At 61.5% G+C, this 20921-nt stretch carries 17 protein-coding genes; 8 read left to right on the forward strand and 9 right to left on the reverse strand.

Features of this window, described 5'->3' with window-relative positions:
- Window positions 1-6 precede the first annotated feature (6 nt).
- The 3 genes from HXW87_RS15210 (at window position 7) to HXW87_RS15220 (ending at window position 3779) form a co-directional block, all read left to right on the forward strand.
- Entirely contained in the window at window positions 7-2169 is a 2163-nt protein-coding gene (locus HXW87_RS15210; RefSeq protein WP_239776482.1) for a xanthine dehydrogenase family protein molybdopterin-binding subunit, read from the forward strand.
- A gap of 1 nt (window position 2170) precedes the next feature.
- Complete coding sequence (locus HXW87_RS15215; protein WP_041067306.1) at window positions 2171-2749, forward strand: hypothetical protein; 579 nt, start codon at window positions 2171-2173, stop codon at window positions 2747-2749.
- Window positions 2750-2810: 61 nt separating this feature from the next.
- Window positions 2811-3779 carry a sensor domain-containing diguanylate cyclase gene (locus HXW87_RS15220; protein WP_047293691.1) on the forward strand — a complete coding sequence of 323 codons (969 nt, stop codon included), beginning with the start codon at window positions 2811-2813 and terminating at the stop codon, window positions 3777-3779.
- 122 nt (window positions 3780-3901) lie between these two features.
- On the opposite strand, the gene HXW87_RS15225 is transcribed toward HXW87_RS15220, so the two are convergent.
- Window positions 3902-4327: a VOC family protein gene (locus tag HXW87_RS15225; RefSeq protein WP_041067301.1), complete on the reverse strand. Its 426-nt coding sequence runs from the start codon at window positions 4325-4327 to the stop codon at window positions 3902-3904.
- Window positions 4328-4440: 113 nt separating this feature from the next.
- Here HXW87_RS15225 and HXW87_RS15230 point away from each other — a divergent pair, with 113 nt between their 5' ends.
- Window positions 4441-5304 carry a LysR family transcriptional regulator gene (locus HXW87_RS15230; protein ID WP_239776483.1) on the forward strand — a complete coding sequence of 288 codons (864 nt, stop codon included), beginning with the start codon at window positions 4441-4443 and terminating at the stop codon, window positions 5302-5304.
- A 43-nt stretch (window positions 5305-5347) separates the two neighbouring features.
- Here HXW87_RS15230 and fabI read toward each other — a convergent pair whose 3' ends face one another.
- The 8 genes from fabI to gloB all read right to left on the reverse strand — a co-directional run bounded on the left by fabI (window position 5348) and on the right by gloB (window position 16156).
- Window positions 5348-6142, reverse strand: a complete 795-nt coding sequence (gene fabI / locus HXW87_RS15235) for an enoyl-ACP reductase FabI (protein WP_003202751.1) — start codon at window positions 6140-6142, stop codon at window positions 5348-5350.
- A gap of 19 nt (window positions 6143-6161) precedes the next feature.
- Complete coding sequence (locus tag HXW87_RS15240; protein WP_239776484.1) at window positions 6162-7772, reverse strand: ABC transporter ATP-binding protein; 1611 nt, start codon at window positions 7770-7772, stop codon at window positions 6162-6164.
- Between the two features lies 1 nt (window position 7773).
- On the reverse strand, window positions 7774-8793 hold the full coding sequence (locus tag HXW87_RS15245) for an ABC transporter permease (RefSeq protein ID WP_047293700.1): 1020 nt from the start codon (window positions 8791-8793) through the stop codon (window positions 7774-7776).
- Between the two features lies 1 nt (window position 8794).
- The gene (locus HXW87_RS15250) at window positions 8795-9868 is read right to left on the reverse strand and encodes a microcin C ABC transporter permease YejB (protein ID WP_095668974.1); all 1074 of its coding nucleotides are present in this window, start codon (window positions 9866-9868) and stop codon (window positions 8795-8797) included.
- A gap of 4 nt (window positions 9869-9872) precedes the next feature.
- Entirely contained in the window at window positions 9873-11714 is a 1842-nt protein-coding gene (locus HXW87_RS15255) for an extracellular solute-binding protein (RefSeq protein WP_239776485.1), read from the reverse strand.
- Window positions 11711-13543, reverse strand: a complete 1833-nt coding sequence (locus HXW87_RS15260; protein ID WP_239776486.1) for an extracellular solute-binding protein — start codon at window positions 13541-13543, stop codon at window positions 11711-11713. The genes HXW87_RS15255 and HXW87_RS15260 overlap by 4 nt, the downstream gene beginning before the upstream one ends.
- 279 nt (window positions 13544-13822) lie before the next feature.
- Window positions 13823-15289, reverse strand: coding sequence for a LysM peptidoglycan-binding domain-containing protein (locus tag HXW87_RS15265; RefSeq protein ID WP_239776487.1), 1467 nt, complete (start codon window positions 15287-15289; stop codon window positions 13823-13825).
- A gap of 99 nt (window positions 15290-15388) precedes the next feature.
- On the reverse strand, window positions 15389-16156 hold the full coding sequence (gene gloB, locus HXW87_RS15270; protein WP_239776488.1) for a hydroxyacylglutathione hydrolase: 768 nt from the start codon (window positions 16154-16156) through the stop codon (window positions 15389-15391).
- Window positions 16157-16222: 66 nt separating this feature from the next.
- Here gloB and HXW87_RS15275 point away from each other — a divergent pair, with 66 nt between their 5' ends.
- The 4 genes from HXW87_RS15275 (at window position 16223) to HXW87_RS15290 (ending at window position 20912) form a co-directional block, all read left to right on the forward strand.
- Window positions 16223-16981, forward strand: a complete 759-nt coding sequence (locus tag HXW87_RS15275; RefSeq protein ID WP_047293705.1) for a methyltransferase domain-containing protein — start codon at window positions 16223-16225, stop codon at window positions 16979-16981.
- A 91-nt stretch (window positions 16982-17072) separates the two neighbouring features.
- Window positions 17073-17534 carry a ribonuclease HI gene (gene rnhA / locus HXW87_RS15280; protein ID WP_003224162.1) on the forward strand — a complete coding sequence of 154 codons (462 nt, stop codon included), beginning with the start codon at window positions 17073-17075 and terminating at the stop codon, window positions 17532-17534.
- A 158-nt stretch (window positions 17535-17692) separates the two neighbouring features.
- Window positions 17693-18451, forward strand: a complete 759-nt coding sequence (gene dnaQ, locus HXW87_RS15285; protein ID WP_047293706.1) for a DNA polymerase III subunit epsilon — start codon at window positions 17693-17695, stop codon at window positions 18449-18451.
- A 205-nt stretch (window positions 18452-18656) separates the two neighbouring features.
- On the forward strand, window positions 18657-20912 hold the full coding sequence (locus HXW87_RS15290; protein ID WP_239776489.1) for an Orn/Lys/Arg decarboxylase N-terminal domain-containing protein: 2256 nt from the start codon (window positions 18657-18659) through the stop codon (window positions 20910-20912).
- Window positions 20913-20921 lie beyond the last annotated feature (9 nt).

The following is a 20921-nucleotide window of genomic DNA, read 5'->3' on the forward strand; positions in this document are numbered from 1 at the left end:
CAGACGATGAACAGTCCTGTATCGCGTCGCGGCTTTCTCAAGGGCAGTGCCGTGCTGGGTGGCGGTCTGGTGGTGGCGTTTGTCGTGCCCGGTGCCCATCGGTTTGCGCGGGCAGCGGAGAATGAAGGCAAGGTCTTCGCGCCGAATGCGTTTTTGCGCATCGCCGCCGACAACAGCGTGACGGTGTTGCTCGGGCATTCGGAAATGGGCCAGGGCATCTGGACTGGCCTGACCATGCTGATCGCCGAAGAGCTGGACGCCGACTGGTCGACGATCCGCGTCGAGCACTCGCCGGCCTCGGCGGCCAATTACGGCATGCCGGCGTTTGGCGGAATGCAGATTACCGGCGGCTCGACTTCGACCTGGATGGAGTTTGATCGTTACCGGCTCGCAGGGGCCACGGCGCGGCAGATGCTGGTGGAAGCGGCGGCCAAGCGCTTCAACGTTGCGGCGTCGACGATTCGCACTGAGTCGGGCGTCGTGATTGCCGGCGATAAACGCGCGACGTATGGCGAACTGGCGGATGCCGCCGGGCAACTGCCGGTGCCGGATGCGAAGTCGATCACCTTCAAGGAGGCGAAGGACTGGAAAGTCATCGGCAAACCGACCAAACGCCTCGACACCCCGGAGAAAATCACCGGGCGCGCCAAGTTCGGCATGGACGTGCAGTTCGACGGCTTGATGACCGCGATGGTCGCGCGGGCGCCGGTGTTCGGTGCCACGGTCAAATCCTTCGAGGGGGCCGAGGCGCTGGCGGTGCCCGGCGTGCACAAAGTGGTACAGGTGCCGACCGGCGTGGCGGTGATTGCCGATCATTACTGGGCGGCGAAACTCGGGCGTGATGCCTTGAAAGTCGATTGGGACATGGGCCCGCACACTGACCTGAGTAGCCAGGGCCTGCTCGACAGCTTTCGCAAACTGGCGGCGACACCGGGGACTTCCGCCAGTCAGGCCGGGGATCCGCAGGGCAACTTCAATAAGGCGGCGAAGAAAATCGACGTCGAGTACAGCGTGCCGTATCTGGCGCACGCACCGATGGAACCGCTCAACTGCACAGTGAAGATCAGCGCCGACAAGTGCGAAATCTGGACCGGCACGCAATTCCAGACCCTCGACCAGATGGTCGCCGGCAAGATCACCGGGCTCAAACCGGAGCAGGTGGAGATTCACACCGAATTTCTCGGTGGCGGTTTCGGGCGCCGGGCCAATCCGACCTCGGACTTTGTCGCTGAAGCCGTGCAAGTGGCGAAAGCGGCCGGGATGCCGGTGAAAACCGTCTGGTCCCGTGAGGATGACATTCGTGGCGGTTATTACCGCTCGATGTTCCTGCATCAGGCGCGCATCGGCCTCGACGGGCAGGGCATGCCGTTGAGCTGGCAGCATGTGCTGGTCGGTCAGTCGATCATGGCCGGCACGATGCTTGAACAGACCATGGTCAAGAACGGCATCGACGCAACCTCGGTCGAAGGTGTGGCTGACAGCCCGTATATCAAAGGCCTGGCTCATCAACAGGTCGAGCTGCATTCGCCGCAGACCGGGATCAACGTGCTGTGGCTGCGTTCGGTGGGGCACAGCCACACCGCGTTTGTCATGGAGTCACTGATCGATGAAATGGCCACGGCGGCCGGCAAGGACCCGGTGGAATACCGGCGAACGTTGCTCAAGGATCATGCGCGCCATCTCGGCGTGCTGAATCTGGCGGTGGAGAAGGCCAACTGGACAGCGCCATTGCCGGATGGGCATGCGTTGGGCGTGGCGGTGCACGAGTCATTCGGCAGTTATGTGGCGCAGGTGGCCGAGGTCTCCCAGGACAATCTGGCGATCCGCGTGCACCGCGTGGTGTGTGCGGTGGATTGCGGGATTGCGGTCAATCCGCAGAGCATCGCGGCGCAGATGGAATCGTGCATCACCTTTGGCCTGGGCATGGCGCTGCACAGCAAGCTGACGGTCAAGGACGGCGCGGTGGTGCAATCCAACTATCACGACTATCAGGTGCTGCGCCTCAATGAGATGCCGCTGGTCGAGGTGCATATCGTGCCCAGCCGCGACAAACCCGGCGGCATCGGCGAGGCCGGTGTTCCGCCTACCGCGCCGGCGGTGGCCAACGCGGTGTATGCACTGACCGGGCAACGCCTGCGTGAACTGCCGCTGCAACTGTCGGGGGTGTGAGATGAAACGACATCTGCTGTTGGGCACGGTGATTCTGCTGGGGCTGGGCGGCTACGCTTCGGACCTGTTCGCCGATGATCAGGAGGCGCTCAAGGCGTTCGGCACGGTGCAGAAGGTGTTCCAGAGCCCGCGTTGCCAGAACTGCCACATTCCCGGCGACTCGCCGCTGCAATTCGATGCCGGCAAACCGCACGCGATGAATGTCGTGCGCGGCATGGACGGCAAGGGCGCCGCCGGTTTGCCTTGCGCCACCTGCCATGCCGAGCGCAACCCGCCCGACAGTTATGGCCCGCATGCGCCTCCGGGGGCGCCGCACTGGAGCCTGCCACCGGCGGCGCACAAGATGGCCTGGATTGGCCTGCCGCCGGACAAGTTGTGCGCGATGATCAAGGATCGTTCCAGCAACGGCGACCGTGACTTCGCCGCGCTGATCAAACATGTCAGCGACGACAAACTGGTGTTGTGGGGCTGGAATCCCGGAGCCGGGCGCGCGCCGGTGCCAGTGCCGCATGACATTTTTGTGGCCCAGTTCAAGCTTTGGGCCGATGCCGGCGGGCCGTGCCCGGTGGCGGGCGGCTGAGTGTGTGAGTCGCTGGCGATTCAAGCTACTCTAACGGTCGTTGACCCTGATGGAGTGCGTGATGCTGGCCCCGATCAAACCTGCCAATGAAGCTGTGCGAATCCAGGCATTGCACGGACTGAACGTCCTGGACTCTGCGCCCGAAGAGCGTTTCGACCGTTTGACGCGTCTGGCCAAACGGCTGTTCAACGTGCCGATTGCGTTGGTCACGCTGGTCGACAAGGATCGGCAATGGTTCAAGTCGTGCGTCGGCCTCGACGTCAACGAAACCCCACGGGATGTGTCGTTCTGTGGGCACGCGATTCTTCAGGATGAATTGCTGCTGGTGCCGGATGCCAAGCAAGACAAACGCTTTCATGACAATCCGCTGGTGACCGGCGAGCCGAACATCCGTTTTTACGCGGGCTATCCGCTGACCGTGCCCAACGGCAACAAGATGGGCACGCTGTGCCTGATCGACACCAAGCCGCGCGAGCTCGATGACGAGGAGCGCGGGCTGTTGCGCGATCTGGCCGGGATGGCCGAGCAGGAATTGATGGCGGTGCAGATGGCGAACATGGACGAGCTGACGCTGCTGTCCAACCGCCGTGGTTTCAAGGCCCTTGCTCAGTATGCGCTGGAGGCCTGCAAGCACCGGGACAAACCGGCGACGCTGCTGTTTTTCGATCTCAATGACTTCAAACACATCAATGATCACTATGGGCATGCCGAAGGCGACAGTGCGCTGAAGACTTTCGCCGACGTGCTGCGCATCGCTTTTCGCGAGAGCGACGTGGTCGGGCGCCTGGGCGGTGATGAGTTCGTGGCGCTGCTGACCGGCTCCAGTCACGTCGAAACCACGGCGATCATGGCGCGGCTCAAGGACATCCTCGACGAGCGCAATACGATGTTGCAACGCGGCTACGACATCCGCTTCAGCGTCGGCCAGATCGAATACGATCCGCAACGGCATGACACGGTGGATCGGCTGCTGGCGGATGCCGATAGCGCAATGTACGAACACAAGCAGCAATTGAAGCGCGGCCATTGAGGGCCTCATCGCCGGCAGGCCAGCTCCCACAGATTTCGCGGCTGCCCACACAATCCAGGGACTGCACGGAACCTTGTGGGCGCTGGCTTGCCAGCGATAGCGTCCGGTCAGACGTCATACTTCTATTTGGCAAACAACTGCCCGATATCCTTGAACGCCTTGAACTCCAGCGCATTGCCACACGGGTCGAACAGAAACATCGTCGCCTGTTCGCCCACCAGGCCCTGAAAGCGAATCCCCGGCTCAATCACAAACCGCGTGCCCAGCGATGTGAGGCGTTCGGCCAGCGCCTGCCATTGCGCCATCCCCAGCACCACTCCGAAATGCGGCACCGGCACGTCATGCCCGTCCACGGCATTGGTGTGGGCAGCTTCCTGTGCAGCGTTTTTCGGCGCCAGATGAATCACCAGTTGATGGCCGAAGAAGTTGAAGTCGACCCAGTGTGCGCTGGAACGTCCTTCCTCCAGCCCGAAAACTTCGCGGTAAAAGTGCCGTGCGGCGGCCAGGTCATAGACGGGGATGGCCAGATGGAATGGGCTGAGTGACATAGGTGCGGTCTCGATCAACGGTTGGGGTGAGCTGAGTCTAGCGCTGTGCATTTCGATTGAAAGACAATAGTTTTTGCGCCGAGCTCAAATTATTTCGATCAATCGAGGTGTCCATGCTGCGTGAACTCAAGACCTTTCTGGCGGTGGCGCAGCACGGCACGTTTGCCGCGGCGGGTCTTCATGTCGGCCTGACGCAATCGGCGGTCAGCGCGCAGATCCGCAATCTGGAACAGACCCTCGGCGTAAGGCTGTTCGATCGCACCGGTCGGCAGGCGATCCTCAATCCGGCAGGGCAGCGCGCGGTGCCGATGGCGCAGGAAATGCTCGCCACCTTCAGCCGCATGGCGATCAGCGAAGACGCCAGCGAGTTTTGCGGCGAGCTGAGAATCGGCGCCGTGGCCACCGCACAGACGGGGTTGTTGCCTCAGGCCTTGCTGCGCTTGCGCCAACAGGCGCCCGGCGTGGAGCCGAAACTGGTGCCGGGGGTGTCGCTGAACCTGCTGAGCCAAGTGGATGCAGGGCAGGTCGATCTGGCGGTCATGATCAAGCCGCCGTTCGAATTGCCCAAGGAGCTGTCAGCGCAGGTGATCCGACGCGAACCGTTCGTGCTGATCGTACCGCGCGGTGTCGAGGGCGATGATCCGCTGCAATTGCTCGCCGAGCATCCTCATGTGCGCTACGACCGTAACTCGTTCGGGGGGCGACTGGTGACGCGCTTTCTGCGTGAGCAGCGGATAGACGTCCACGTAGCGCTGGAGCTGGATGAGCTGGAAGCGATCGTTAAAATGGTCGAATGCGGGCTCGGGGTTTCGTTGCTGCCCATGGCTGGGCTGTGGCTGGAGCATCCGCTGAGGGTGAGAGTGATCGAACTGGGCGAGCTGAAGTTTTATCGGGAGATGGTGCTGTTGCAGCGTTACAGCCAGCGCGGCCAGCCGATTCAGCAGTTGTTCGCCCGTTGCCTGGCATCGCAGGCATGAAAAAGCCCGCCAATTGGCGGGCTTTTTATCGGCAGCGCGAAAATTACTCTTCGATGTTGCCCATGGCGGTGGTGTTGAAGCCGCCGTCCACGTACATGATTTCACCGCTGATGCCCGACGCCAGGTCGGAGCACAGGAAGGCGCCGGCGTTGCCGACTTCTTCGATGGTGACGTTGCGGCGCAGTGGAGTTTGCGCTTCGTTGGCGGCCAGCATCTTGCGGAAGTTCTTGATGCCCGAGGCGGCCAGGGTACGGATCGGGCCAGCCGATACGCAGTTGACGCGGGTGCCGTCCGGGCCCAGGGAACCGGCCAGGTAACGTACGCCAGCTTCCAGCGAAGCCTTGGCCATGCCCATCACGTTGTAGTTCGGCATGGTGCGCTCGGCGCCCAGGTACGACAGGGTCAGCAGGCTGCCGTTGCGGCCTTTCATCATCTCGCGGCCAGCCTTGGCCAGGGCCACGAAGCTGTAGGCGCTGATGTCGTGAGCGATGCGGAAACCTTCACGGGTGGTGGCTTCGGTGAAGTCGCCGTCCAGTTGGTCGCCCGGGGCGAAGCCGACGGAGTGCACGATGCAGTCCAGGCCGTCCCACTTCTTGCTCAGTTCTTCGAAGACCTTGGCGATTTCTTCATCGCTGGCCACGTCGCACGGGAAGCACAGCTCAGGGCTCGAACCCCAGCCCTGTGCGAACTCTTCAACGCGACCCTTGAGTTTGTCGTTCTGATAAGTGAAGGCAAGCTCAGCGCCCTCGCGATGCATGGCGGCAGCGATGCCGGATGCGATGGACAGCTTGCTGGCGACACCGACGATCAGTACGCGCTTACCGGCGAGAAAACCCATGTGTTGCTCCTCTTTCAGGTTATTGCGCAGTGGCTGGTGCCAGAAAAGCGGCTTCCAGCAACTGCTGTGTATACGAATGTTTGGGAGCGGCAAAGATGGCTTGCGCGTCTCCCTGTTCGACCACTTGGCCATGCTTGACCACCATCAGCTGGTGGCTCAGCGCTTTGACGACAGCCAGGTCATGGCTGATGAACAAATACGTCAGGTTGTACTTGGCTTGCAGTGAACGCAACAGCTCCACCACTTGCCGCTGCACCGTGCGGTCGAGCGCCGAAGTTGGCTCGTCCAGCAGGATCAGCGCCGGTTTCAGCACCAAGGCCCGGGCAATGGCGATACGTTGCCGTTGCCCGCCGGAAAATTCGTGGGGGTAGCGGTGCCGGGTTTCCGGATCCAGACCTACCTCCTTCAATGCCGCAATAATCGCCGCTTCCTGCTCGGTCGCGGTGCCCATCTTGTGAATCCGCAGGCCTTCGCCAACGATGTCGCTGACGCACATTCGCGGGCTCAGGCTGCCGAACGGGTCCTGAAACACCACCTGCATCTCCCGCCGCAACGGGCGAACCTCGTTCTGCGTCAGGCAGTCTAGCTGCTTGCCCTCAAAGCGGATCGCGCCTTTGCTGCCGATCAGCCGCAAAATCGCCAGACCCAGCGTGGATTTGCCGGAACCGCTTTCCCCCACGATCCCCAGAGTCTGTCCCTGAGGCAGGCTGAAATTGATGCCGTCCACTGCCTTGACGTAATCCACCGTGCGTTTGAGCAGGCCTTTCTTGATCGGGAACCAGACTTTCAGGTTCTCGACTTCGAGCAGCGGCGCCCCGATTATATTGGTCGCCGGGCCTCCGCTGGGCTCCGCGCCGAGCAATTCCCGAGTGTACGGATGCTGCGGCGAACGGAACAGCTCTGCGCACGATGCCTGTTCGACGATGCAACCGCGCTGCATGACACATACGCGATGCGCAATTCTTCGCACCAGGTTCAAATCATGACTGATCAGTAACAGCGACATGCCCAATCGAGCCTGAAGTTCCTTGAGCAAATCGAGGATTTTCAGCTGAACGGTCACGTCCAGTGCGGTGGTTGGCTCGTCAGCGATCAGCAGTTCCGGCTCGTTGGCCAGCGCCATGGCGATCATCACCCGCTGGCGCTGGCCGCCAGACAATTCGTGGGGCAGGGCCTTGAGACGTTTGTGCGGCTCGGGGATGCCGACCATCTCCAGCAGCTCGAGCGTGCGCTTGGTCGCGACTTTGCCGCTCAAGCCCTTGTGGATGGCCAACACCTCGTTGATCTGTTTCTCGATCGAGTGCAGGGGGTTGAGCGAGGTCATCGGCTCCTGAAAGATCATCGCGATGCGGTTGCCACGGATGTGGCGAATGGTCTTTTCGCTCAGGTCCAGCAGATTCTGCCCGGCATAGGTGATGCTGCCGGCCGGATGGCGGGCCAGCGGGTAGGGCAACAGGCGCAGGATCGAGTGCGCGGTCACCGATTTGCCCGAGCCGGACTCGCCGACCAGCGCCAGGGTTTCGCCGCGCTTGATGTCGAAGCTCACGCCCTCGACCACCCGGTGCAGTCGCTCGTTGAAGCCGAACTCGACGGCGAGGTCGCGCACTTCGATCAGATTGTCCTGATTCATTTCACTTCCTCGGGTCGAAGGCATCGCGAGCGGACTCGCCGATAAACACCAGCAGACTCAACATCAGCGCCAGCACCGCAAACGCGCTGATGCCCAGCCACGGCGCCTGCAGGTTGGATTTGCCCTGAGCCACCAGTTCACCCAGCGACGGGCTGCCGGCCGGCAAGCCGAAGCCGAGGAAATCCAGCGCGGTCAGGGTGCCGATGGCACCGGTGAGGATGAACGGCATGAAGGTCATGGTCGAGACCATCGCGTTGGGCAGTATGTGGCGGAACATGATCGCGCCGTTCTGCATGCCCAGCGCCCGCGCCGCACGCACGTATTCGAGGTTGCGCCCACGCAGGAACTCGGCGCGCACCACGTCGACCAGGCTCATCCACGAAAACAGCAGCATGATCCCCAGCAGCCACCAGAAATTCGGCTGGACGAAACTGGCGAGGATGATCAGCAGGTACAGCACCGGCAGCCCCGACCAGATTTCCAGAAAGCGCTGCCCGGCCAGATCGACCCAGCCGCCATAGAAACCCTGCAACGCGCCGGCAATCACGCCGATGATCGAGCTGAGCACGGTCAGGGTCAGGGCGAACAGCACCGAGATGCGGAAGCCGTAAATCACCCGCGCCAGCACATCGCGGCCCTGATCGTCGGTGCCCAGCAGGTTGTCCGCCGAGGGCGGGGCCGGGGCCGGGACTTTCAGGTCGTAGTTGATGCTCTGGTAGCTGTAGGGAATCGGCGCCCACAACACCCACGCGTCCTTGGCCTTGAGCAGTTCGCGGATATACGGGCTCTTGTAGTTGGCTTCCAGCGGGAATTCGCCGCCGAAGGTGGTTTCCGGGTAGCGCTTGATCGCCGGGAAGTACCAGTGGTTGTCGTAATGCACCAGCAGCGGCTTGTCGTTGGCGATCAGCTCGGCGCCGAGGCTCAGGCCGAACAGGATCAGAAACAGCCACAGCGACCACCAGCCGCGTTTGTTGGCCTTGAACAGTTCGAACCGGCGGCGGTTGAGCGGGGACAGGTTCATCTCAATGCTCCCGGCTGGCGAAGTCGATGCGCGGATCGACCAGGGTGTAGGTGAGGTCGCCGATCAGTTTCACCACCAGGCCCAGCAGGGTGAAGATGAACAGGGTGCCGAACACCACCGGGTAATCGCGGTTGATCGCCGCTTCGAAACTCATCAGGCCCAGGCCGTCGAGGGAGAAGATCACCTCCACCAGCAACGAGCCGGTGAAGAAGATGCCGATGAACGCCGACGGAAACCCGGCAATCACCAGCAGCATGGCGTTGCGGAACACGTGGCCGTAGAGCACGCGGTTGCGCGTCAGGCCCTTGGCCTTGGCGGTGACCACGTACTGCTTGTTGATCTCGTCGAGGAAGCTGTTTTTGGTCAGCAGGGTCATGGTCGCGAAGTTGCCGATCACCAGCGCCGTCACCGGCAGCGCCAGGTGCCAGAAGTAATCGAGGACTTTGCCGCTCAGGCTCAGCTCATCGAAGTTGTTCGAAGTCAGGCCGCGCAACGGGAACCAGTCCAGATAACTGCCGCCGGCAAACACCACGATCAGCAGAATCGCAAACAGGAACGCCGGGATCGCGTAGCCGATGATGATCGCCGAACTGGTCCACACGTCGAAGTGGCTGCCGTGTCGCGTGGCCTTGGCGATCCCCAGCGGGATCGACACCAGGTACATGATCAGCGTGCTCCACAGCCCGAGCGAGATCGATACCGGCATCTTCTCCTTGATCAGGTCGATGACCTTGGCGTCGCGGAAGAAGCTGTCGCCGAAATCCAGCTTCGCGTAGTTCTTGACCATGATCCACAGGCGTTCCGGGGCCGATTTGTCGAAGCCGTACATGTGCTCGATTTCCTTGATCAGCGCCGGGTCCAGACCTTGCGCGCCGCGATAGGCGGAGCCGGCCACCGAGACTTCGGCGCCGCCACCGGCGATGCGGCTGGTGGCGCCTTCGAAGCCTTCGAGCTTGGCGATCATCTGTTCCACCGGGCCGCCTGGCGCGGCCTGGATGATGACGAAGTTGATCAGCAGGATGCCGAACAGGGTCGGGATGATCAGCAGCAGTCGCCGAAAAATATACGCCAGCATCTGATTACTCCGTGCCCACAGGGTCGGCTTGCAGTTTGGTTTCGACTTCTATGGCGGGTTTCGCGTCAGGCTTGACCCACCAGGTGTTAATCCCGATGTCGTATTTGGGCGAGACTTTCGGGTGACCGATGTGGTTCCAGTAAGCCACGCGCCAGGTCTTGATGTGCCAGTTGGGGACTACGTAGTAACCCCATTGCAGCACCCGATCCAGCGCCCGCGCATGGGCCACCAGGCTGCTGCGTGAATCGGCGTTGATCAGGCTTTCCACCAGTTGATCGACAATCGGATCCTTCAGGCCCATGGTGTTGCGGCTGCTCGGTTTGTCGGCGGCGGCGCTCATCCAGAATTCGCGCTGCTCGTTACCCGGCGAGTTGGATTGCGGGAAGCTGCCGACCATCATGTCGAAGTCCCGCGAGCGCACGCGGTTGATGTATTGCGAAACGTCGACACGGCGGATCACCAGATCGATGCCGAGGTCGGCCAGATTGCGTTTGAACGGCAGCAGCACGCGTTCGAATTCGGTCTGTGCAAGGAGGAACTCGATGACCACCGGTTTGCCGCTGGCGTCGACCATTTTGTCGTCGACAATCTTCCAGCCGGCCTCTTGCAGCAGTTGATAGGCCTCGCGCTGCTGGGCGCGGATCATGCCGCTGGCGTCGGTCTTGGGGTTCTCGAAGGCTTCGCTGAACACCTGCGCCGGCAGTTTGCTGCGAAACGGTTCGAGGATCGCCCGCTGCTCGGCGTCCGGCAGGCCGGTGGCGGCCATTTCCGAGTTCTCGAAATAGCTGCGGGTGCGGAAGTAGGCACCGTTGAACAGCTGTTTGTTGGTCCACTCGAAATCGAACAACAGGCCGAGCGCCTGGCGCACCCGCACATCCTGAAACACCGGACGGCGCAAATTGAAAACGAAGCCCTGCATGCCGGTCGGGTTGCTGTTGGCGATCTGTTCCTTGATCAGCCGACCTTCGGTGACCGCCGGAATGTTGTAGGCGTTGGCCCAGTTCTTCGCGGTCATTTCCAGCCAGTAATCGAACTGCCCGGCCTTCAGCGCTTCGACGGCCACGGTGTTATCGCGGTAGTAATCGGTGGTCATCACATCGAAGTTGTAGAACCCGCGATTGACCGGCAAATCCTTGCCCCAATAGTCCTTGACCCGCTCATAGCGCACCGAGCGCCCGGCCTTCACTTCGGCGACCTTGTACGGGCCGCTGCCCAGCGGGATTTCCAGATTGCCCTTGGTGAAATCGCGATTGGCCCACCAGTGTTTCGGCAGCACCGGCAACTGGCCGAGGATCAGCGGCAACTCGCGATTGTTGGTGTGCTTGAACTTGAACAGCACCTTGAGCGGGTCTTCGGCGATCACCTCATCGACGTCGCTGTAGTAGCCGCGAAACAGCGGCGAACCGTCCTTGGTCAGGGTCTGGAAACTGAACACCACGTCTTCGGCGCGCACCGGATGGCCGTCATGGAAGCGCGCTTCCGTACGCAGGTAGAAACGCACCCAGCTGTTGTCCGGGGCTTTCTCGATCTTCGCAGCGATCAGGCCGTATTCGGTGAACGGTTCGTCGAGGCTGTGCTTGGTCAGGGTGTCGTAGATCTGCCCGACGTCATCGGCCGGCACGCCTTTGCTGATGAATGGGTTGAGGCTGTCGAAGCCGCCGAATCCGGCCTGGCGGAAGATCCCGCCCTTGGGCGCGTCGGGGTTCACGTAATCGAACTGTTTGAAGTCCGCCGGGTATTTCGGCGGCTCGTTGTACAGGGTCACCGCGTGTTGCGGGGCGGCAATCGCCAGCCCGGCGAACAGCAGACCGCTGGCCTGCAGGAGCAGGGCACGGATGGGGGTCATTTATTGTTCTCCGAAGATTTCAGCCACCACGCGCTCAGGCCCAGGGTGTAGGGCGGCGTGGTGACGAAAGCCAACCGGTTGCGGTAGGCCAGTCGGTGATAATTGAGGTACCAGTTGGGAATGCTGTAGTGCTGCCACAGCAGCACGCGGTCCAGCGCCTTGCCGGCGGCGACCTGTTCGTCGCGGGTTTGCGCGGCGAGCAATTGTTCGAGCAGGTGATCGACCACCGGGTTGGCGATGCCGGCGTAATTCTTGCTGCCCTTGACGCCGACCTGACTGGAATGGAAGTACTGCCACTGCTCCAGGCCCGGGCTGAGGGTCTGGTTGAGGGTCATCAGGATCATGTCGAAATCGAATTGATCCAGACGCTGTTTGTACTGGGCGCGATCTACCGTGCGCAGGCGCGCATCGATGCCGATGCTGTTGAGGTTTTCGATGTACGGCTGCAGGATCCGCTCAAGGTTCGGATTGACCAGCAGCAGTTCGAAGCTCAGCGGCTGCCCGGCAGTGTTTTGCAGGCGCTGGCCGTTGAGCTTCCAGCCGGCCTCGGCGAGCAGCGCCAGGGCCTTGCGCATGGTTTCTCGCGGGATGCCACGGCCATCGGTTTGCGGCAAGGTGAACGGCTCGGTGAACAGCTTCGCCGGTAACTGATCTTTATACGGCTTGAGCATCAGCCATTCGTGCCCGACCGGCAGGCCGCTGGCGCTGAATTCGCTGTTGGGGTAGTAACTGGTGGTGCGTTGGTAGGCGTCGCTGAACAGCGCGCGGTTGGTCCACTCGAAGTCGAACATCAGGCCCAGCGCTTCTCGCACCTTGACGTCGCTGAAGGTCGCGCGCCGGGTGTTCATGAACAGGCCCTGGCTCTGGGTCGGGATCTGATGCGCGATCTGCGCCTTGATCACGTCGCCACGGCGCACCGCCGGGAAGTTGTAGCCATTGGCCCAGTTCTTCGCCTGATGCTCGATGTAGATATCGAATTCACCGGCCTTGAACGCTTCGAAGGCCACGTCGCTGTCGCGGTAAAACTCGACTTCCATGCGATCAAAATTGTACTTGCCGCGATTGACCGGCAGGTCCTTGCCCCAGTAATCCTTGACCCGCTCGAAAATCAGCTGCCGCCCCGGCGTCACCGAGGTGATGCGATACGGCCCGCTGCCCAGCGGTGGCTCGAAGGTGGTGGCCTTGAAGTCGCGATCTTTCCAGTAATGCTGTGGCAGCACCGGCAGCTCACCGAGGCGCAGAATCAATAACGGATTGCCCGAGCGTTTCATCACGAAACGAATGCGCTGCGGGTTGAGGATGTCGACCCGTGAGACTTCCTGCAGGGCAGTGCGGTACAGCGGGTGGCCGTCCTTGAGCAGCAAACGATAGGAGAACGCCACGTCGTAGGCGGTGATCGGTGTGCCATCGTGGAAACGTGCTTCCGGGCGCAGATTGAACACCACCCAACTGCGATCTTCGCTGTATTCCACCGACTGCGCGATCAAACCATAGCTCGATGCCGGCTCGTCGCCGGACGGCGAATACTGGCCGGTGCCGACCATCAGCGGCTCGTTCAGCTCGTTGATGCCGTACTGCAGGAAATTCGGCGTGGTGACCGGGCTGGTGCCCTTGAAGGTGTACGGGTTGACCGTATCGAAGGTGCCGAACGCCATCACCCGCAACGTACCGCCCTTGGGCGCTTGCGGGTTGACCCAGTCGAAGTGGGTAAATCTGGCCGGGTACTTGAGCGTGCCGAACTGCGCATAACCGTGACTCTCGGTAATCGTCGCGCTTGCGGGTGAGCTCAAGGCCAGGCTGATCAGGAGCAGGAGGAGGGGACGCTTCAAGTCAGATCCGATCCAGGCGGCTTGGGCTTTGTGGGCCGTACAGTAACAGCTTGTCTGGACAGGAAAAAGATGCGGGTTAATGGGCTGTTAATCGGCGTGCAATTCTCACCCGGTTTGCATTGTAGCGAGGGGATTTATCCCCGATGGACTGCGCAGCAGTCCCCGTGGATTTTGGAAGGCAGGGGCCCCCATCGGGGATAAATCCCCTCACCACAAGGAATCCATCAGGGACAATATTCTGGTAATAAAAAAAAGCCCCTGAATTTCAGGGGCTCTTTGTCAGTGCGGCTGATAAACCGTGAGCATCTGCCCAGGCTTGAGGGCCTTGCCGGCACCCGGGTTCCAGCGCTTGAGATGCTGCATCTCGACGTTGAAACGCTTGGCCACCACGTACAGGGTATCGCCGCGTTTGACCTTGTACTGGGTCTGCTGCTGGCTGTCGGCCTTGCCTTTGGTCTTGCTGTTGGCGGCAATCACCGTGTTGATCCGGCCACTGTTACGAGCCGGGGCGCGCTTGGTGGTGTCCTGCATCACCAGGGTCTGGCCGACCTTGAGGTTTTTGCCGGTCAGCTTGTTCCAGCGCTGCAGGTCCTTGACTTCGACCTTGTTGGCCTTGGCGATGGAACCGAGGTTGTCACCGCGTTTGACCCGATAGGCGCGTTTGAGCTTTGCCACCTCGGTCGGGTCGGCACCGTCGAATACCGGTTTCAACGAACGGGGACTGATCAGTTCTTCAGGCCGCATGGTCTGCAGGCTGGCGGTCAGCAGTTGCGCCTTGGACGTCGGCACCAGCAGATGCTGCGGGCCGTCGATGGTGGTGCGTTGCTTGAAGGCCGGGTTGAGCTGGAACAGTTCGTCTTCGTCGATGTTGGCCACCGCCGCGACCTTCGACAGGTCCATGCGCTGGTTGATTTCGACGACCTGGAAATACGGTTCGTTGGCGATCGGGTTGAGGTTCACCCCGTAGGCTTCCGGGGCCAGCACCACTTGCGACAGGGCCAGTAGTTTCGGCACGTACGCCTGGGTTTCCGCCGGCAACGACGACAGGTTCCAGTAGTCGGTCGGCAGGCCGAGCTTCTCGTTGCGCTCGATGGCGCGGCTCACCGTGCCTTCACCGGCGTTGTAGGCCGCCAGGGCCAGCAGCCAGTCGCCGTTGAACATGTCGTGCAGACGGGTCAGGTAATCCATCGCAGCGGTGGTCGAGGCGGTGATATCGCGACGGCCGTCATAAAAGCGGGTCTGGCGCAGGTTGTAGTAGCGACCGGTGGACGGAATGAATTGCCACAGCCCCGAGGCGTCGGCGCGCGAGTAGGCCATCGGGTTGTAGGCGCTCTCGATCACTGGCAGCAGGGCCAGTTCCAGCGGCATGTTGCGCTCTTCGAGACGCTCGACGATGTAATGAATGTAGAGACTGCCGCGTTCGCCGGCATTCTCGAGGAAAGAAGGGTTGCTGGCGAACCACAGGCGCTGTTGCTCGATGCGCGGGTTGACGCCCAGGCCGTCCTGCAGCTGGAAACCACCGCGCATGCGCTCCCAGATGTCCTGAGGCACCTGCGGGCTGGGCTTTTCGCTCAGCCAGATCGGTTTCTGCTTGGCTCGCGCAGCAATGTTCGGCGTATGGGTCGCTTCAGTCTGCGGAGCATGGCTGGAACAGCCCGCCAATGTGGCGGACACAGCCACCGCGATGGCTTGGGCCAGGCGGGTCAACGTGTCTGAATTGACGGACTTACGTATGGATGACGACATTGGCTGGAAGTAAGTTCCGGGCAAAAATGTCGGGCGATTCTAGAAAGCGCACCCCCTGCGGTCAACCATTCAGAATTTTTGTACCAGGGGGCGAGTCACTTAGAATTTATCTTTCCACGCCCGCAGAGCCGCAAAAACCTCACTCGGCGCCCGGTTTTGAGCGCCTGCCCGTTCGTCCACTTTTTGTGTAACTAATGTTTCAGAGGTGCGCAGAAACGGATTGGTGAGCTTTTCCAGGGCCAGGGTCGACGGCAGGGTCATCACGCCTTTTTCCCGTTGTTGAGCGACTTTTTCCAGACGGGCGGCAATGTCCGGGTTGCCCGGTTCGACCGCGGCGGCAAACTTCAGGTTGCTCAGAGTGTATTCATGGGTGCAATACACCAACGTATCCTCGGGTAGCGCGGCGAGGCGGCTGAGCGAGTGGTGCATCTGTTGCGGCGTGCCTTCGAACAGGCGCCCGCAACCGGCGGCGAACAGGGTGTCACCGCAAAACAGCAGGCCGTGGTGGTAATAGGCAATGTGGCCGAGGGTGTGACCGGGCACCGCATAGACATCGAAGTCCCAGCCGAGGACGCTGACCGTGTCGTTGTCCTTGAGCGCCACATCGCGCCCCGGGATGTTTTCGCTGGCCGGGCCGTAGACTGTGGCGCCGCTCGCGGCTTTCAGGCGTTCGACGCCGCCGACGTGGTCGTGGTGGTGATGGGTGATCAGAATGTCGCTCAGCACCCAGCCCGGGTGTGCGGCGAGCCAGGCCTGCACCGGCGCGGCATCGCCCGGATCGACCACGGCGCAGCGCTGGGTGCGGTGATCCTGTAACAACCAGATGTAGTTGTCGGTGAACGCGGGCAGGGCACTGATCTGTATCATCGTCGGAATTCGCCAAGCGGAAAACATTGGCGCATCTTAGAGCTTCTAGCGGCGTTGGAGAATGACATGACCGATAAAGCGTTCGCTCAGGCCGATCCCGACTGGCTGGCGTTGATCGGCGCGGCCCGTGAATGGCTCGCCGGCCCGCTCGGGCAATTTCTGCTGGATGAAGAACGACGCATGCTCGAAGACGAGTTGGGGCGGTTCTTCGGCGGCTATCTGGTGCATTACGGGCCATCGGCGCAGACCCCGCCGTCGGCGCCACAGGTGCAGCGCAACGTGCGGCTTGGCGCGCCATTGCCGGGGGTCGAGATCGTCTGCGAGGAACAGGCCTGGCCGTTGAGCGAGCACGCCGCCGACGTGGTGGTGTTGCAGCACGGTCTGGATTTCTGCCTGTCGCCCCACGGATTGCTGCGTGAAGCGGCGAGCAGCGTACGCCCCGGCGGGCATCTGCTGATCATCGGCATCAATCCCTGGAGCACCTGGGGCCTGCGCCATGTGTTCGCCCACGACGCCTTGCGCCAGGCGCGCTGCATCTCGCCGTCGCGGGTTGCCGACTGGCTCAACCTGCTGGGCTTTGCGCTGGAGAAACGCCGCTTCGGGTGCTATCGTCCGCCGCTCGCGTCGCCCAAGTGGCAGGCCCGACTGGCCGGCTGGGAACGCAAGGCCGGCGACTGGCAACTGTCGGGCGGTGGCTTCTATTTATTGGTCGCGCGCAAGATCGTGGTTGGCCTGCGACCGTTGCGTCAGGAGCGTCGCGAGCCGATGGGCAAGCTGATTCCGCTGCCGATGGCCAAGGTCAACCGCCGTCGGATCGAACCGTAAACCTTCTTTTTATAGTGGCCGGACCTGCTCCGGCCGCGGCCATCGTCGATCCGCGATTGACGGGGCCAGGCATTTATCTGGATAGCGTGGCATGAGCGAAAGCGTCGATAGCGTAGAACTGTTCACCGACGGCGCCTGCAAGGGCAACCCCGGCCCGGGCGGCTGGGGCGCCTTGCTGGTGTGCAAGGGCGTTGAAAAGGAACTGTGGGGCGGCGAAGCCAACACCACCAACAACCGCATGGAACTGCTCGGCGCCATCCGTGGCCTTGAAGCCCTGAAGCGTCCTTGCGAAGTGCTGCTGGTGACCGACTCGCAGTACGTGATGAAAGGCATCAACGAGTGGATGGCCAACTGGAAGAAACGCGGCTGGAAAACGGCCGCGAAAGAACCGGTGAAAAACGCCGACCTGTGGAAAGAGCTGGATGAGCAGGTCAATCGCCACAAGGTCACCTGGAAGTGGGTGCGCGGGCACATTGGTCATCACGGGAACGAACGGGCTGACCAATTGGCCAACCGTGGGGTAGATGAAGTGCGCGGCTACAAGCAGAGCTGATTGCCAGCAGGCTCACTCCTGCCATCTGGAATGCATTCCCCCTGCGGCAGCTCCTATAGGGTTATCGGCGCCGATCAAGCGGTGGTGGGCGACGCGCACCGTGAGCGTGTTAACATCGCCGCTTTTGCACGATTGACCCCGTTGAGAACTGAACACTGATGGCCACCAGATCCGTTGTACTCGATACCGAAACCACCGGCATGCCGGTGACCGATGGTCACCGGATCATTGAAATCGGCTGTGTCGAACTGATCGGTCGGCGCCTGACGGGCCGGCACTTTCACGTCTACCTGCAACCGGATCGCGAGAGTGATGAAGGGGCGATCGGCGTTCACGGCATCACCAACGAATTCCTCGTCGGCAAACCGCGTTTCGCCGAGGTCGCCGACGAGTTCTTCGAGTTCATCAATGGCGCGCAGTTGATCATCCATAACGCGGCGTTCGACGTTGGCTTCATCAACAACGAATTCGCCTTGATGGGCCAGCACGATCGTGCGGACATCACGCAGCACTGCACCATTCTCGACACCCTGATGATGGCGCGGGAACGTCACCCGGGGCAGCGCAACAGCCTCGACGCCTTGTGCAAGCGTTATGGCGTCGACAACTCCGGCCGTGAACTGCACGGCGCTTTGCTCGACTCGGAGATTCTCGCCGACGTCTACCTGACCATGACCGGTGGCCAGACCAGCCTGTCGCTGGCCGGCAACGCTTCCGACGGCAATGGCACGGGCGAGGGCGCGGACAACTCCGCCACCGAAATCCGTCGTCTGCCGGCGAATCGTCAGCCTGCGCGGATCATCCGGGCGACGGAAGACGAGCTGGCGGAGCACCTGGCGCGGCTGGAGATCATTGCCAAGTCGGCCGGTGGCCCGGCGCTGTGGACGCAGATCGCCGAAGCTGACGCTCAGGCCTGAAAGATCAAAAGATCAAAAGATCAAAAGATCGCAGCCTTCGGCAGCTCCTACATTGGAATGCGATCCCTGTAGGAGCTGCCGAAGGCTGCGATCTTTTGCTTTTGGCTGAATGAAGCCAACTGGCCACCCTCGCCACTTTTGCTGCAACCCTCTACCCTGAGTGCATTGGCAGACATTGATCCGCCGCCTCGGGACACTGAGCCTCATGTACAAAGATTTGAAGTTTCCGGTGTTGATCGTCCACCGCGACATCAAGGCCGACACGGTCGCCGGCGAGCGTATCCGGGGCATCGCCCGGGAGTTGGAGCAGGAAGGTTTCAAGATCGTTTCGGCCATCGACTACACCGAAGGGCGGTTGGTGGCGTCAACCCATCATGGTCTGGCGTGCATGCTCATCGCTGCCGAAGACGCCAGCACCAATTCCCATCTGTTACAAAACATGGCCGAACTGATCGGTCTGGCGCGGGTTCGGGCTCCGGATCTGCCGATCTTTGCCCTCGGCGAACAGGTCACCCTGGAAAACGCCCCGGCCGATGCGATGGCCGAGCTCAATCAGTTGCGCGGCATTCTCTATCTGTTCGAAGACACCGTGCCGTTTCTCGCCCGGCAAGTGGCGCGGGCGGCGCGCAAATACCTGGATGGCCTGCTGCCGCCTTTTTTCAAGGCGCTGGTGCAGCACACCGCCGACTCCAACTATTCCTGGCACACCCCCGGGCATGGCGGTGGCGTGGCCTATCACAAGAGTCCGGTGGGGCAGGCGTTTCACCAGTTCTTTGGCGAAAACACCCTGCGTTCGGATTTGTCGGTGTCGGTGCCGGAACTCGGTTCGCTGCTCGATCACACCGGCCCGTTGGCTGAGGCCGAAGAACGCGCAGCGCGCAATTTTGGCGCCGATCACACGTTTTTCGTGATCAATGGCACCTCGACTGCCAACAAGATCGTCTGGCACTCGATGGTCGGTCGGGATGATCTGGTACTGGTCGATCGCAACTGCCACAAGTCGGTGCTGCACGCGATCATCATGACCGGCGCGATCCCGTTGTACCTGTGCCCCGAGCGCAATGAACTGGGGATCATCGGCCCGATTCCGCTGAGCGAATTCAGCTGCGAGTCGATCCAGGCCAAGATCGACGCCAGCCCGCTGACCAAGGGGCGGGCGCCGAAAGTCAAACTGGCGGTAGTCACCAACTCGACTTACGACGGCCTGTGCTACAACGCCGAGCTGATCAAGCAGAGCCTGGGCAATAGCGTTGAAGTGCTGCATTTCGACGAGGCGTGGTATGCCTACGCGGCGTTTCACGAGTTCTTCGCCGGGCGCTATGGCATGGCCACCTCGCGCACAGAGGACAGCCCACTCGTGTTCACTACACATTCCACGCACAAGCTACTCGCTGCGTTCAGCCAGGCCTCGATGATTCACGTACAGGACGGTGGTGCGCGGCAACTGGACCGTGATCGTTTCAACGAAGCGTTCATGATGCACATCTCGACCCCGCCGCAATACAGCATCATCGCCTCGCTGGACGTGGCCTCGGCCATGATGGAAGGCCCGGCCGGGCGTTCGCTGTTGCAGGAAACCTTTGATGAGGCGCTGAGTTTTCGCCGGGCGCTGGCCAATCTGCGCCAGCACATTGCGGCGGATGACTGGTGGTTCTCGATCTGGCAGCCGCCCGGCGTCGAAGGCATCGACCGGGTGCAGACCGAAGACTGGCTGCTGCAGCCGGACGCCGACTGGCATGGCTTCGGTGAAGTCAGTGACGACTACGTGCTGCTCGACCCGATCAAGGTGACCCTGGTCATGCCCGGATTGAATGCCGGCGGCGCGCTGAGCGAAAAGGGCATCCCGGCGGCGGTGGTCAGCAAATTCCTCTGGGAGCGCGGATTGGTGGTGGAGAAGACCGGGCTGTATTCGTTCCTGGTGTTGTTCTCGATGGGCATTACCAAAGGCAAGTGGAGCACGCTGCTCACCGAGTTGCTCGAATTCAAACGCAGCTACGACGCCAACGTCAGTCTGGCGAGCTGCCTGCCTTGCGTGGCGCAGCAAGACACCGCGCGCTATCGTGGCATGGGCCTGCGTGACCTGTGCGATCAACTGCACGCCTGTTACCGCAGCAACGCCACGGCCAAGCATCTGAAACGCATGTACACGGTGTTGCCGGAAATCGCCATGAAACCGGCCCACGCCTACGACCAACTGGTACGCGGCGAGGTCGAGGCGGTGCCGATCGATGAGCTGGAAGGACGGGTCGCGGCGGTAATGCTGGTGCCGTATCCACCGGGGATTCCGTTGATCATGCCTGGCGAGCGCTTCACCGAGGCGACCCGCTCGATCATCGACTACCTGAAATTTGCCCGCACGTTCGATAGCAGCTTTCCCGGTTTTGTCGCTGATGTGCATGGACTGCAACATGAAGATGAAGGCAATGGACGGCAGTACACCGTCGATTGCGTCAAGGAATGAGGACTTTTC

It is taken from the genome of Pseudomonas sp. Y5-11, from assembly GCF_022368695.1.
Lineage (GTDB): Bacteria > Pseudomonadota > Gammaproteobacteria > Pseudomonadales > Pseudomonadaceae > Aquipseudomonas > Aquipseudomonas parakoreensis.